The sequence below is a fragment of the Paucibacter sp. TC2R-5 genome (assembly GCF_025717605.1).
GTDB classification, from domain to species: domain Bacteria; phylum Pseudomonadota; class Gammaproteobacteria; order Burkholderiales; family Burkholderiaceae_C; genus Paucibacter_A; species Paucibacter_A albus.
Map to the genome: position 1 here is coordinate 246,620 of NZ_JAJIRQ010000005.1, position 13,305 is coordinate 259,924.

The following is a 13,305-nucleotide window of genomic DNA, read 5'->3' on the forward strand; positions in this document are numbered from 1 at the left end:
AACACATGGACGCTATTGCGCTGTTGATCGCCTCCTCTTTGAACGCCGGCACATTGCTGGCGCTGGCTGCCTTGGGGCTGCTGATCAACGAGCGTGCCGGCATCGTCAACCTCGGCGCCGAGGGCTTGATGCTGGTCGCGGCGATCGCCGGCTTTGCCACCGCCGTGCACACCGGCAGCAGTTGGCTGGCTTTTGCCGCAGGCATGGGTGCGGGCGCGCTGCTGGCCGGCTTGTTTGGCGTGCTGGTGATTTGGCTCAACACCAATCAATATGCGGCCGGCCTGGCCCTGAGCCTGTTTGGAACCGGCTTTTCGGCCTTTGTGGGCATCCGCTACACGTCCGAGAAGCTTGGGCCCCGCAGCAGTTTCGAGTGGCCCTATCTGGCCGACATCCCCTTCATCGGCCCGGCGCTGTTCAAGCAGCATCCGCTGGTTTATGGCGCTATGGTCCTGACCGCTGCCCTGGCTTGGTTTTTGTACCGCTCGCGCGCCGGCTTGGTGTTGCGGGCGGTGGGTGAATCGCCGGAGTCGGCCCATGCGCTGGGCTATCCGGTGCGCGCCATTCGCCTCGCGGCGGTGATGGCTGGCGGCAGCTTGTGCGGGCTGGCCGGCGCCTATGTGTCCACCGTCTACACGCCACTCTGGGTCGAGGGCATGATCGCCGGCAAGGGCTGGATCGCGCTGGCGCTGACGACCTTTGCCACCTGGCGCCCGGCACGCATCCTGCTAGGTGCTTACTTGTTCGGTTTTGTCACCATGCTGCAGTTTTATCTGCAGGGGCAGGGCGTGCAAGTAGCAAGTCAGTTCCTGAGTATGCTGCCCTATCTGTCCACCATTGTGGTGCTGGTGCTGATTTCGAGTAACGCCGCTTTTATACGGGCAAACATGCCAGCCTCGCTGGGCAAGCCTTTCTTTCCTGGGTCTTGAAGTTTTCTTTTCTTCCTGGTCTTTTTTTGGAGATGACGACGATGAACAAGCGTAGATCTTTGTTGAAGCTCGGTGCTCTGAGCGTGCTGGCCAGCGCTGCGGCTTTGCTGGCCGGCTGCGGCAAGAAGGCCGATGACGCATCGGTGGCGGCCGGGCAGCCTGCCGCCTCGGCCGCTTCTGCCGCAGCTTCTGCGCCACCAAAGGCCGAGCCCTTGAAGATCGCCTTTGCCTATGTCGGCCCGGTCGGCGACGGCGGCTGGACCTTTGCGCATGACAACGCGCGCAAGGCGGTTGAGAAGGAGTTTGGCGACAAGGTGCAAACCAGCTTTGTCGAGAAAGTGCCCGAGGCGGCCGATGCCGAGCGGGTCTTCCGCGATATGGTCGGCCAAGGCAATAAGCTGATTTTCGGCACCACCTTCGGCTATATGGAGCCCATGCTCAAGGTGGCGGCCGACAGTGCCGACGTCAAGTTTGAGCATGCCACCGGCTACAAGCAAGCCGCCAATCTGCGCAGTTATGACTCGCGCACCTATGAGGGCGCCTACATGGCCGGCGTCATCGCCGGCAAGATGAGCAAGACCGGCACGCTGGGCGTGGTGGGCTCCATCCCCATCCCCGAGGTGATCCGCAATATCAACAGCTTCACGCTGGGCGCGCAAAGCGTCAACCCTAAGACCGTGGTGAAAGTGGTGTGGGTGAATAAATGGTTTGACCCGCCACAAGAAACCGAAGCCGCGCAGACCTTGATCGACGGCGGCGCCGATGTGCTGATGCAAAACACCGACTCCAGCGCGGTCTTGCAAACGGCCGAGAAGAACGGCAAATACGCCTTCGGCTGGGACTCCGACATGACCGCCTACGGCCCCAAGGCTCATCTGGGATCGGCCGTGATCAACTGGGCGCCGTACTACATCGCCACCGTGCGAGAGGCCTTGGACGGCACCTGGGCGGCCGGGCCGGGCAAGCATGCTTGGTGGGGCGTCAAGGAAGGCGCGATCGATATGGTGTCCATCGCCGAGGCCGTGCCGGCCGACACCCGCGCGCAGATCGACAAGATCAAGGCCGGGCTCAAAGACGGCACGTTTGCGATCTGGAAAGGCCCCATCGTCGGCCAAGACGGCAAAGAGCTGCTCAAGAAGGGCGAGCAGGCCGACGACAAATTCCTCTCTGGCGTCAATTTCTACGTCAAGGGTGTGGACAGCAAGATGCCGGGCGGGAAGTGAGTTAGCGGGAGAGCCGGCAAGGCTTGCCCGCCCTCCCGTCATTCAGCCATTCAATCAATCAATCAGTCTTTCAATCATTCATTCAGAGTTGGTCCAAGGGGCTGCGCACCGCCCAGCCGCCCATGCGCAAGACATGGGTGTAAATCATGGTGGTGGACACATCCGCATGGCCCAGCAACTCTTGCACGGTGCGGATGTCGCTGCCGCCTTGCAGCAAATGGGTGGCGAAGCAGTGGCGCAGCGTGTGCGGGGTGGCTGGTTGCAAATGAATTCAATATTGACGGCTCCAAGGCGAGCAAATGCGGGTTTTCACTTGAGCTTTGTCGCTCAATCGACGAGCTGCTTTTGCCGACCTGTCATTGCTGTATGAAGCTACAGCCTATGGCCTGCCAAGTCAATTTTCAAGGGGCTTTCGCCCGTTTTTTTGCCGCAGATTTAGGGAGAAAGTTTGCGGGCGACAACGGATTTAACTGTCTCCCGACAACACGCTAGGCCGCATGAAGATGTCAAGCACCTCCGGTTACTCTGGAACGCCGCTTTCGAAGAAGCTCGGCATCAAAGAGGCACATCGAGTGCTGCCCCTTGATGCGCCGAAGGAGTACGAAAGCCTTTTGGCCCCACTCCCGCCAGCCGTGGTGTTTGTCACTCAGCCCGACTCAATGGTTGATATCGCTCACGTCTTTGTCACCCAGAGAGACGAACTGGCAAAGGTCCTGAGTCACTTGCGCAAGAAGCTGAAATCCGACGCAGCACTGTGGATCTCCTGGCCGAAGAAGTCTGCCAAGGTTCCAACCACCATCACAGAAGACACCATCCGCGAGTTGGCGTTGCCACTTGGATTCGTAGATATCAAAGTCTGCGCCGTCACGGAAATCTGGTCGGGGCTTAAGTTGGTAGTTCGCAAGGAGCTTCGCTGAGAATGCGGCCTAACCCTGCGTTCGAGCCGACTCGCAACGGCTGGTCTCTTCAGGCCCCCATTTCATTCTGGGCCTTCCGCGCCCAGCCGCCGCTCGCGACTCAACTTCGACGTTAGGCACCATGAATAGACGGATCTTCATCGTTGCATTGGGAGCAGCCCTGGCCAGCCCTGGCGCGAAGTGCGGGGAATCGGTCTACCTTGAGTCAATTCAATGTGTCGGTGGCCGGTACGGACTTGTCTTGCCCAAGGACGTAAGACAGCTGAAGTCTCTTAGCAAACTACTCCGCGAGAGCGTCTCGCAAGTCGAGCACTGGGACGGCTACACCGCTACACGCAAGACACTTTTCTTTGATGGGCTTGAACTTGGGATCGCTGAGTTCTCGAATGATCCTGCGCGCGTAATCGTCACACACGCGGAAGTTTCAAAGCCAAGTTGGAATCGCCTTAGCCCCTTCAAGCTAGGGCGGCCTGCAGCAGAAGCGCAGGCGCTCATTGGTGAAAGCGCCAAAGGCGATGATGAGCTTAAGAACTCGTATGGCAGCGACAGCGACAGCGTGGATTTTCAAGCCGTTTCAGGAGTTGTAATCCGTGTCTCATACAGTTGCTACTCGGGATGAGGGCGGCGTGGTGCCTAACCGGTTGCTCGAGTGGGCCTCCGCCAGCTGGCCGCGCTACGCTGCCTGTATATTTTCAGCTCCGCGCGGCCAGCTGGCTGCGGCCCCTCAGCTCGAACGTTAGCCCGCACAGAAAACGCCTTTGCCGAGCCTGCCTGATGAATCCAGAATACTTCGCCAAGCTTGAAAAGGAGCGCACCCGCGCCATCGTGGCTCGTGACATGGCTACCGTTGAAGCGATGCATGCCCCCGAGTATGAGTTAGTCACGCCGGCCGGACGCGTCTTGCCCAGAGAACGCTACCTTGAGCTTATCGCGGAGGCTCCCTTCTACTCGGCGTGGGAACATGGGGCAATGCAAGTGCGTGTATCGCCAGGCATGGCAGCGGTCAAATACCAAGCGAAGCTCGCATTTCCAGAAGGTAAGGTCCTTGAGTGTTGGCACACGGACATCTATGAATTGCGTGGCTCGCTTTGGCAGGCAGTCTGGTCCCAGGCAACCCAGCTTCCCGGCAGTGAAAGAAATGCGGGCTAACCGGTCGCTCGAGTGGACCTCCGCCAGCTGGCCGCGCTGCGCTGCCTGTATATTTTCAGCTCCGCGCGGCCAGCTGGCTGCGGCCCCTCAGCTCGAACGTTAGCCATCAGAAATGCTTCTTCGCGACCCTACTGCCAGTGATTACGAGGCCATCGCGCTATGGGTGCCGGATGCTGCGGCCGGGCTGCGTTGGGCTGGACCACGACTGCCATTCCCGTTTGCACCTCCGGACTTGCCGAGTTTGCTGGCTGTGCCAGGGGGCGGGGAATCGAGCTATTGCCTGATTGACGAATCCGGTAATCCCTGCGGCTTTGGTCAGCATTGGGTACTGCAGCCGGGGGCTGTACATCTTGGCAGAATCATCGTGGCTCCGGATGCCCGAGGTCGAGGGATCGGCCGCGTACTATGCCAGCGGCTGGTTCTTGCAGCGCTAAGCTCGACATCAGCAGAAGCTGTTACCTTGCGAGCGTACAGAGACAACCTTGCGGCCGTTGGGCTGTATTCGAGTCTTGGCTTCGCCGAGGTTGTTTCGCAATCAACGGAAGATGTCCTATTCATGAAACTGCCGGCTAACCAGTCGCTCAACCGGACCCTACACGGCGCCGCGCCTTCGGGCATCATTTCATTCTTGCCCTGCGGCACTTCGCCGTTCCAGGCCGGTTAGCTCGAACGTTAGGCGTCGCAAACACACCATGCCTCAGATTGCCGCCGAGTTCATGAGATTCAGCGCACCCGACCCAGGTGCGCTGGAGCGCAGCATTAGCGAAACACGTGCCAAGCTGGCAATTGCTGTCCAGGCTGGTCAATCTCTAGCCATTGTTGATGCTGCCGCTGACCTGGGAAGCATGCTCACCACCGCGAGAATGGAGGTTGAAGCAGCACAACTGCTCGAGGAATTTCTGCCTCACGCAGAAGCGCACGCAATGCAAGAGGCTGCGGGTTGGTTCTGGAATGCATACGCTACGGCACTGCAGTACTGCGGGAGGCGAGAGCAAGCCGAGGCGCACTTCGCGAAGGCCATCGAGATAGCAACCGTGGGTGACTGGCGTCGACTCGAAGCGCTTGTTCTTCATCATTGGGGTCGGAGTCTTGCTGAGCAGACGCGCTTCGTCGATGCAGAGGCTCGAATTTCAAAAGCACTCGCCATCCGTGTTGAACTCAACATACCGAATCAAGAGTCGTCACGGCGGGCTTTGGTCGAACTTTCGGCGCTGCGAGAAGCCAATGTTCACCCATAAACGCGTAGCGACGCCTAACCGGTCGTTCGAGTGGACCTCCACCAGCTGGCCGCGCTACGCTGCCTGTACATTTTCAGCTCTGCGCGGCCAGCTGGCTCCGGCCCCTCAGCTTCGACGTTAGGCGCCCAATCGATGTTCGCTTGGATTCGACGGATCGGAAAAACCGGCGCGCCGCCGCCTCGAGAGGCATTGCTTAACCAAGGACTCAGTCTAGCGATGCAATGGGGCGATGACTGGTTGAAATCAATTCAAGGAAGACTTGCGCAGCGCTTTCCGGTGCTTTCTCGGGATCAGCTAACCCTTCTCTCGAGCGGACCAAAGCCGGCAAGGTACCCTGGCCGCGACACCGCAATGGATATCATCGGTCTCGCGGCCAGGGTGCCTTGCCGGCGCGGGCCGCTCGGCTCAAACGTTAGGCCGACGACATGAATCTGAAGAATTGTCTTTTGCGAGCGCTCTTTGTCCTTGCGTGCAGCACTTCGCTTTCGGCGCACGCGGACTATGCTTGGGATCTTCTGAAGCGGCCCGAATTCAAATCAGCATATCTCAAGGTGCTCGGACCGAAAGCAAGCCAGTCCTGGATTGCAAAGTTGCTCGGTCCGAGTGAACAGGCAACTCGAACAACCATTGGTGGCGAGGAATACATATTTGCCAATTCATGCAAGCCGCACGCTTGCGACACGGACAACTTGGCTATTGCTTTTGGCCTCGTGTCAAAGCAAGTGTTCGTTCTGTTGCATGAGGATTCAGGCACCAATGTGCTGTTCGGCGCACCGCCGGTCGCTGTCAAGGCCGAGATTGAGGCTTACTATTTAAAGAGCTTCGTTGCACGGTAGGCCTAACCTAGCGCTCGAGCCGCCTCGCAACGGCTGGGAACTTCAGGCCCCCATTTCATTCTGGGCCTTCCGCGCCCAGGCGCCGCTCGCGGCTCAACTTCAACGTTCGGCCTCACCAAATCCAGTTTCCCCGGTTGCTTGCGCTGCTTATTTGTTGTAGCTACAATTAAGCATGCGGATTGAATTCGACCTAGCCAAAGATGCGTCCAATCAAGAGAAGCACGGCCTGTCACTTGCGATGGCATCAACGCTCGACTGGGACGAAGCTCTGGTGTGGGTTGATGATCGGTACGAATACGGTGAGTTGCGCATGATCGCTCTCGCACCGGATACGGGAATCCTGTACTACGTGGCGTTTGTGGATCGTGATGATGCCCGCAGGATCATCAGCTTGCGCAAGGCCAATCGACGCGAGGTGAAGCACTATGTCCAAAGTTATTAAGCGGCCAGCGGTTGTCATGCCGACCCTGGCAGAAGACAAAGCCATTACGGTTGCCGCCAAGGCCGACCCAGATGCACAGCCCCTAACCCCGAAGCAGTTGCAAGCCATGGTTCCGCTCAAAGCGGTGCGCGGTAGGCCCAAGTCGGAAAACAAGAAGTTGCTTGTATCTGTCCGGTACAGCCCTGAGGTTGTGGCCTACTTCAAGTCAACAGGCGAAGGCTGGCAGTCGCGGATGGATGGCGTGTTGCAGCAGTACGTAGCCCGTCATTCGCGCAGGGCATGAGGCCGAACCAGTCGTTCGAGCCGACTCGCATCGGCTGGTCACTTCAGGCCGCCATTTCATTCTTGGCCTTCCGCGCCCAGCCGCCGCTCGCGGCTCAAGTTCGACGTTAGACCTCATGGGAACTAGGCTTCGAGAACTTCATACCGACGAGTATTTGGCCGTATGCGCCTGGGCGATCGCGGAGGAGTGGCCGGCGCTAGTCAAGGGTAATTTGCTTACCTACGAGGATTTTCCAAAGATCCTCAACCAGCCGGGTCACCTGAGTTTTGCCATGAGTGAAGACGAATCGCCAGTCATCGGTTTCGGGCAGATTTGGTCATCCCCGAACGGAAAAACAAACCTTGTTCGCATCCTGGTCAATCCTGCTTTCCGCGGCAAAGGCTTGGGAAAACGCCTTTGCTCCTTGCTGCTCAAAGAGGCTTTGTGCTTGCCAAACGTCAAGGAGGTGCGGTTGCGCGTGCACAGAGACAATATTCCAGCAGTCGCGGTCTATCGATCCCTTGGGTTTCGCGAGCTGGAGGCGGAGAGCCATGCAACTGTCCTCGCGATGGCGTATGAGGCCTAAGCGGTCGTTCGAGTCGACTCGCAACGGCTGGCCACTCCAGGCCCCCATTGCATTCTGGGCCTTCCGCGCCCAGCCGCCGCTCGCGGCTCGACTTCGACGTTAGGCCGCGCTAAAAGCCGCAGCATCAACCCACTCACGCGAGGAGAAACACAATGACCAGTTCTATTCGTACTTGCCTCTGGTTCCGTGACGGTCGCGGTCGTGAGGCCGCAGAGTTTTACTGCGCTCTAATTCCGGGAAGCCGGATCGAGGGGACATACGAAATCGGCGGAGAAGGTGGCGCTTCCTGGCTGATCGACTTCACGCTTGGCGGGGTGCCGTATCAGATACTCGATGCAGGACCGATGTTCACCCTATCCGAGGCCGCGTCCATTTCGGTCGAGACGGACGATCAGGCAGAGACCGATAGGCTTTGGGCAGCGCTAAGCACGAACGGTGGCGAGGAAAGTCACTGCGGCTGGCTGAAGGATCGCTATGGGGTGTCGTGGCAGGTTTTCCCGAGGCGGCTGACAGAATTGACATTGAGGGCCGAGAAGAATGTGGCTGCGAAGGCAATCGCGGCGATGATGAAGCAAAAGAAGATCGACATCGCCGAAATCGAAGCGGCAGTTCGTGCCTGATAGTTCACGGCCCAACAATTCATTCCGGCCGCCCGCCTTCGGCGGCGGCTGAATTCAAACGTTAGCCCGCAACAAATACCTCAATGCTCGTTCGCCCTATGCTCCCGCAAGATTCGGCAGCAGTTTCCGAACTCCTCCCGCACCTCGGCTACCAGGCCAATCGAGGCGAAGTTGCTGACCGTCTTTCGGCCATGTTGGCGTGGCCCGACAACGTCGCCTTCGTGGCAGAACTTGAAGGGCAAATTGTTGGCCATTGCCAAGTTCACGGCGTTCGCTTGCTTGCAAGCAACGGGTATGCCGAAGTGGCTGCATTGGTTGTTCATCCCAAATGCCAACGCAAAGGTGTCGGCGCTGCCCTGGTTCAAGATGCTGAGTCTTGGGCTGCGCAGCAGGGATATGAGAGGCTACGCCTACGGTCTGGCGTTCACCGAGAAGATGCTCATCACTTCTATATCGCGCTTGGCTTCTCAAAATCTCGGGCTAGTTACGCATTTGAGCGCAGTCTTGGTACGAATGCGGGCTAACCAGTCGCTCGAGTGGGCCTCCGCCAGCTGGCCGCGCTGCGCTGCCTGGATATTTTCAGCTCCGAGCTACCAGCTGGCTGCGGCCCTTCAGCTTCAACGTTAGGCCTCGAAACCCATGATACGTCCACTTGAATCGTTGCCATACGCCGAATTAGCTCGCGAAGAGTTCGCTCGTGAGCAGTTCCCTGTGGACGAACCGCCCGGCCGATATGCTGCGGCAAACGCCCACTGTTGGGTTTCATTCTCCTTTGCGGACTACCGTTACTCCGATGATCGCCTCACCATGTGGGTACAGGAACTGGGCGATATCTTGTTTGAACGCAACGGGGCGCCGACCATCGAGCAGCTGCGTCAGATGTATCTATCTCCCGCAGAACTGCAAAAGGTCCAGGCTACCTTGGCTAGGCAGCAACGCGAAGGCGACCTTTGAATCTCGGCAGCGTCACTTGCACCCAGACCACCACCCGCTCGGCGAGGCCTGTCCGGTTGCTCGAGTGGACCTCCGCCAGCTGGTCGCGCTACGCTGCTTGTATGTTTTCAGCTCCGCGCGGCCAGCTGGCTGCGGCCGTTCAGCTTCAACGTTAGGCGTCGCCGCTCGTCAGAACCAATGACTCCATACCGCTACGAATCCGGCCGTCGGATCCTTTGGGTGGATGATCGCCCAAACGACAACCGACCGATTGCTGCCCATCTTGAGCGACGAGGATTTCACATTTCCTATGCGCTTTCAACCGGACTGGCCTTGGTCCTACTGTCAAAGAACAAATACTTTGCCGTGATCTCAGACATGGGCCGACCGGAAGGGATCAGAGAAGGGTTTCACTTGTTGGACAGTATGCGCGGGCGGGACGATCAAACGCCCGTAATCTTCTACGCATCCCTTGACGCACCGGCGCTGCGAGAGGAAGCAGCGCTGCACGACGCTCAAGGCTGTACAAACAACTCTGCCGAGCTAATTCAGTTGATTGAAAAACTCGGTAACTGCCCCAGATGAGGCCGATATCAAGTACGGGTAGTCGGGGCCTGGCACCAGCGACACCTAACCCTCCGATCGAGTGGGACTCCGCCAGCTGGCCGCGCTATGCTGCCTGTATATTTTAGCTCCGCGCGGCCAACTGGTTCCGGCCCCTCAGCTTCAACGTTAGGCGTCACAACACACGCTGCACCAATGCTCATATGAAGATCAGTTTAAGAAAGATCACGCTTGAGAACTTAGACGATGTCGTCGATCTTCGGTTGCTTGATCACCAATACGAGTACCTCGCGAGCAACTCCTATTCAATAGCCGAGGCCAGCCTGAATACATCACTTCGCACCCATGCTATCTACGGTGACGAGCGGGTGATCGGCTTTGTCTTGTACTGCACGCCAGATGAAAGTGATAGCGAACCGGGCACATATGAAATTTGGCGATTGATGATCGATGCGGGATTTCAAGGGCGCGGGTACGGTCGGCAGGCTCTAGAGTTCGTCCTTCGGGAGATATGCGCAGACGACACTGCGCGGAACATCCACATTTGCTATAAACCAGACAACGAGGCGGCGAAACGTGTTTACTCAAGCCTTGGATTTGAAGAAGTCGGTATCGAGCCTGAAACTGGTGAGATGGATGCTGTGGTGTCGCCCTTGCGCATCAGATGGTCGAGGCCAGCAGGTGAGGCCTAACCGGTCTTTCGAGCCGACTCGCAACGGCAGGTCTCTTCAAGCCCCTATTTCATTCTGGGCCTTCCGTGCCCAGCCGCCGCTAGCGGCTCAAATTCGACGTTAGCCCATCGCTCAACCGGGCCTGCAACGTCACACCGGCTGCGGGCCTCATTTAATTCTGACCCTTCGGTGCCTTGCCGCCGCGGGCAAGTTGGCTCAAACGTTAGGCGCCATGGAAACCACCTTTCTCGAAGACGTCACCGCGAATCAGGCGAATCGAGCCATCTTGTCTCGCTGGCAACGCCTTGGGCTACCGAACTCGTGGCTCGTTGCAGGCTGCTTGTTTCAGACCATCTGGAATATAAAGTCGTCGAGGCAAGCCGGTGAGAACATCAAGGACTACGACATCTTTTACTTCGACACAGGTGACCTGACCAAGGAGAGCGAGGAGCAGGCCCAGCGGCACGTGGATTCGGTACTCATGGACCTTGGTATTACTGTTGAAGTTGCCAACCAAGCCCGCGTTCATCTCTGGTACCCCGACTTCTTTGGGCAACCTTACACCCCACTCAGCTCGGCCGAGGAGGGCATCAAGCGCTTCCTCGTTAAGGAAACCTGTGTTGGTGTCAGGCCCAGGGAGTGCCACGCTCCCTATGGACTAGCTGGCGTATACGCGGGCACGCTCACAGCCAACCCTATGGTTCCGCAAACGGATCTCTTCGTTCGCAAGGTTGCAAGCTACAGGCAACGCTGGCCTTGGCTAACCGTGAACGAGCGGGAGGTAGAGCATGGCGCCTAACCGTTCGCTCGAGTGGCCCTCCGCCAGCTCAAATGTGAGGCATCCATGAAGAGCCTTGTCATTCGAGATGTCGACCCGCAAGGCGCAGATGCCTTGAGCTTGCTTAACGAGGCATCGGTTGACGCACGCGCTTTGTATCCGGAACTATTTGCCGGCGCCACCAAATCCGCCACAAACGAACCCCTTTCTGAGCGCGGCGTTTACGTCGTTGCATACATAGACGGTTGCCCGCTCGCTTGCGGATCAGTGCGCCAACTCAGTCTGACGGATGCCGAGCTCCGGCGGATCTATGTCCATCGCGAGCACCGGCGCCAGGGTTTGGCTCGCGCAGTGCTCTTGCATCTCGTGGGCGAAGCCAAGCGGCTTGGCTACATTCGGCTAGTCCTCGAAACCGGCAGTAAGCAGCTGCCAGCGATGCTTCTCTATGAGTCGATGGAATTCAAACGTATTCCCCCATTCGGCGAGTACGCCAACGACCCAACCAGTGTTTGCTATGAGCGGCTGCTTGACGCTGATGCCTAAGCTGGTGCTCGAATGGACCTCCGCCAACTGGCCGCGCGAGCCTGCCTGTATATTTTTAGCTCCGCGCGGCCAACTGGCTGTGGACCCTCGGCTTCAACTTTAGGCCTGCATGAAGTCGCTTCTCGCGTTTGGCGTCGCCCTTCAAATTTCCTCTGCGTACGCGCAGGGCGTCGAGCCCATGCCATGTGTGGACGCAGCGAATACCGTTGAGAAGAATTTGTGCTTGGGCAGAGAGGTGGAGGTATTGGATAAAGCCATTTCTGCTCAGGTCAGTCGAGTTGACGCCGTTTTGCGCAAGCGGGACGCTGATGAACCAGTGGTTCGACTCGAACCGGCCTTTGCATCGTCGCAAGTCAAGTGGCGGCAGTTTCGAGACGCCGAATGCAGCTTTAGAAGCCTCTCATTCGGCAGTGGAACGGGCGCGACGGCGGAACATGCATTCTGCAAAATGGAGCATGGTCGCCTAAGGTTGAGCCACCTCCAAGGGTTGCAGTGAAAACAGTATTCGCACGCTGTTGCCGTTGCCGGCCTAACCTGGCACTCGAGTGGACCTCCGCCAGCTGCCTGCGCTACGCTGCCTGTATATTTTCAGCTCCGCGCGGCCAGCTGGGTGCGATCACTCAGCTTCGACGTTAGGCCGCGCAGGGCCAGTTCTCTCCGTCCCCCGCCAATGAAAATCACAGTTGTCACCCTCGCTGTCGCCGCGTCATCCATAGCAGCCCAGAGCCTACCGCCTCCATCACGGACGGTTTATAAATGCGAGGAGGGCAAGAATGTCCACTACTCTGATTCCCCCTGCCTCGGTGGAAAGAAGGTTGATGTGGCGCCAACAAGTGGAATCAACAAGTCAACTGGTCAAGAACGAATCGGCCATGACGTACAACGCGAGAAGCACAACGAGCTAATGGCGGATGCGCTTCGACCCATCATCAACGAGACGCCTGAGCAAAGAGCAACGCGTCACAAACGCTTCAATCTGGTGCCATCGGCCAAAGCCGATTGCGCAAGATTGGATAACTTGATTCCGAAACTTGAAGGGCAGGAACGTTCGGCAGCCCCTCAAACGATTTCAACAGTCCAGCGAGAGCTGCTCGCCGCGAGAGAAAAATTCCACAATCTGAGGTGCTGAGTGCGGTTTAACCAGTCTCTCGAGCGGCCTTCCGCCACCTGGCTGTGGCCCCTCAGCTCGAACCTTAGGCATCTCATGGAGGATCTATGACTAACCAAGTTGAGATGATTGGCCAGATCGCCATCACCGTGAGCGATGTCGAGGCATCCGTTGCTTACTACCGGGATGTCCTCGGCCTGAAGTTCTTGTTCAATGCTGGGCCAGGTTTGGCCTTTCTATCTGACGGATCGATTCGAATCATGCTCACCACACCACAAGGGTCTGGGGCAATTGGAGCGAATTCAATTCTCTATTTCAAAACGACCGATATAGAGAGTACCCATGCCGCAATAGTTGCCCGTGGTTCAGTGTCTGAAAGGCCGCCACAGTTCGTCTCAAAAATGCCTGATCATGATTTATGGATGGGCTTCCTCCGCGACCCTGATGGCAATTTGGTCGCCCTCATGGAAGAGAAGCGTTCTGGCTCAGAGGCGAGGACAGTCGCTTAG

21 protein-coding genes and 1 pseudogene are annotated in these 13,305 nt (G+C 58.0%); 21 read left to right on the forward strand and 1 reads right to left on the reverse strand.

The genetic code is table 11. The annotated features are described in order from the left end of the window. The first annotated feature begins 5 nt into the window (after positions 1 to 5). Positions 6 to 926, forward strand: a complete 921-nt coding sequence (locus LNV08_RS13710; RefSeq protein WP_263534278.1) for an ABC transporter permease — start codon at positions 6 to 8, stop codon at positions 924 to 926. 32 nt (positions 927 to 958) lie between these two features. Then, positions 959 to 2,149: a BMP family ABC transporter substrate-binding protein gene (locus LNV08_RS13715; protein WP_263534279.1), complete on the forward strand. Its 1,191-nt coding sequence runs from the start codon at positions 959 to 961 to the stop codon at positions 2,147 to 2,149. Between the two features lie 82 nt (positions 2,150 to 2,231). On the opposite strand, the pseudogene LNV08_RS13720 reads toward LNV08_RS13715, so the two are convergent. Next, positions 2,232 to 2,411: pseudogene (locus LNV08_RS13720) on the reverse strand (tyrosine-type recombinase/integrase); the annotation flags it as partial. 241 nt (positions 2,412 to 2,652) lie between these two features. Here LNV08_RS13720 and LNV08_RS13725 point away from each other — a divergent pair. From LNV08_RS13725 to LNV08_RS13805, 19 genes are all read left to right on the forward strand, one after another. After that, positions 2,653 to 3,066 (forward strand): DUF3052 domain-containing protein, encoded by a 414-nt coding sequence (locus LNV08_RS13725; RefSeq protein ID WP_263534280.1) that lies wholly within the window; start codon positions 2,653 to 2,655, stop codon positions 3,064 to 3,066. Between the two features lie 121 nt (positions 3,067 to 3,187). After that, on the forward strand, positions 3,188 to 3,685 hold the full coding sequence (locus LNV08_RS13730) for a hypothetical protein (RefSeq protein ID WP_263534281.1): 498 nt from the start codon (positions 3,188 to 3,190) through the stop codon (positions 3,683 to 3,685). 155 nt (positions 3,686 to 3,840) lie between these two features. Further along, on the forward strand, positions 3,841 to 4,215 hold the full coding sequence (locus LNV08_RS13735) for a nuclear transport factor 2 family protein (RefSeq protein ID WP_263534282.1): 375 nt from the start codon (positions 3,841 to 3,843) through the stop codon (positions 4,213 to 4,215). A gap of 112 nt (positions 4,216 to 4,327) precedes the next feature. After that, a complete protein-coding gene (locus tag LNV08_RS23180; RefSeq protein WP_414858740.1) occupies positions 4,328 to 4,879 on the forward strand; it encodes a GNAT family N-acetyltransferase in 552 nt (183 codons plus the stop codon). A gap of 28 nt (positions 4,880 to 4,907) precedes the next feature. Continuing rightward, positions 4,908 to 5,453, forward strand: a complete 546-nt coding sequence (locus tag LNV08_RS13740; protein WP_263534283.1) for a tetratricopeptide repeat protein — start codon at positions 4,908 to 4,910, stop codon at positions 5,451 to 5,453. A gap of 425 nt (positions 5,454 to 5,878) precedes the next feature. After that, positions 5,879 to 6,289, forward strand: a complete 411-nt coding sequence (locus LNV08_RS13745; RefSeq protein ID WP_263534284.1) for an inhibitor of vertebrate lysozyme family protein — start codon at positions 5,879 to 5,881, stop codon at positions 6,287 to 6,289. 172 nt (positions 6,290 to 6,461) lie between these two features. Next, complete coding sequence (locus LNV08_RS13750; protein ID WP_263534285.1) at positions 6,462 to 6,731, forward strand: BrnT family toxin; 270 nt, start codon at positions 6,462 to 6,464, stop codon at positions 6,729 to 6,731. Then, entirely contained in the window at positions 6,715 to 7,014 is a 300-nt protein-coding gene (locus LNV08_RS13755; RefSeq protein WP_263534286.1) for a BrnA antitoxin family protein, read from the forward strand. The genes LNV08_RS13750 and LNV08_RS13755 overlap by 17 nt, the downstream gene beginning before the upstream one ends. A 115-nt stretch (positions 7,015 to 7,129) precedes the next feature. Further along, complete coding sequence (locus LNV08_RS13760) at positions 7,130 to 7,579, forward strand: GNAT family N-acetyltransferase (RefSeq protein ID WP_263534287.1); 450 nt, start codon at positions 7,130 to 7,132, stop codon at positions 7,577 to 7,579. 152 nt (positions 7,580 to 7,731) lie between these two features. Beyond that, positions 7,732 to 8,199, forward strand: coding sequence for a VOC family protein (locus LNV08_RS13765; protein ID WP_263534288.1), 468 nt, complete (start codon positions 7,732 to 7,734; stop codon positions 8,197 to 8,199). An 83-nt stretch (positions 8,200 to 8,282) separates the two neighbouring features. After that, positions 8,283 to 8,723 (forward strand): GNAT family N-acetyltransferase, encoded by a 441-nt coding sequence (locus tag LNV08_RS13770; protein WP_263534289.1) that lies wholly within the window; start codon positions 8,283 to 8,285, stop codon positions 8,721 to 8,723. A gap of 283 nt (positions 8,724 to 9,006) precedes the next feature. Beyond that, positions 9,007 to 9,153, forward strand: a complete 147-nt coding sequence (locus LNV08_RS13775; protein ID WP_263534290.1) for a hypothetical protein — start codon at positions 9,007 to 9,009, stop codon at positions 9,151 to 9,153. A 177-nt stretch (positions 9,154 to 9,330) separates the two neighbouring features. Then, complete coding sequence (locus LNV08_RS13780; RefSeq protein WP_263534291.1) at positions 9,331 to 9,717, forward strand: response regulator; 387 nt, start codon at positions 9,331 to 9,333, stop codon at positions 9,715 to 9,717. A gap of 182 nt (positions 9,718 to 9,899) precedes the next feature. Further along, positions 9,900 to 10,388 carry a GNAT family N-acetyltransferase gene (locus LNV08_RS13785; RefSeq protein ID WP_263534292.1) on the forward strand — a complete coding sequence of 163 codons (489 nt, stop codon included), beginning with the start codon at positions 9,900 to 9,902 and terminating at the stop codon, positions 10,386 to 10,388. Positions 10,389 to 10,599: 211 nt separating this feature from the next. Beyond that, the gene (locus LNV08_RS13790; protein WP_263534293.1) at positions 10,600 to 11,166 is read left to right on the forward strand and encodes a nucleotidyltransferase family protein; all 567 of its coding nucleotides are present in this window, start codon (positions 10,600 to 10,602) and stop codon (positions 11,164 to 11,166) included. Between the two features lie 45 nt (positions 11,167 to 11,211). Further along, on the forward strand, positions 11,212 to 11,688 hold the full coding sequence (locus LNV08_RS13795; protein WP_263534294.1) for a GNAT family N-acetyltransferase: 477 nt from the start codon (positions 11,212 to 11,214) through the stop codon (positions 11,686 to 11,688). 178 nt (positions 11,689 to 11,866) lie between these two features. Beyond that, positions 11,867 to 12,184 (forward strand): lysozyme inhibitor LprI family protein, encoded by a 318-nt coding sequence (locus tag LNV08_RS23185; protein WP_414858746.1) that lies wholly within the window; start codon positions 11,867 to 11,869, stop codon positions 12,182 to 12,184. A gap of 174 nt (positions 12,185 to 12,358) precedes the next feature. Further along, positions 12,359 to 12,817 (forward strand): DUF4124 domain-containing protein, encoded by a 459-nt coding sequence (locus LNV08_RS13800; RefSeq protein ID WP_263534295.1) that lies wholly within the window; start codon positions 12,359 to 12,361, stop codon positions 12,815 to 12,817. An 86-nt stretch (positions 12,818 to 12,903) separates the two neighbouring features. Further along, positions 12,904 to 13,305 (forward strand): VOC family protein, encoded by a 402-nt coding sequence (locus tag LNV08_RS13805; protein WP_263534296.1) that lies wholly within the window; start codon positions 12,904 to 12,906, stop codon positions 13,303 to 13,305.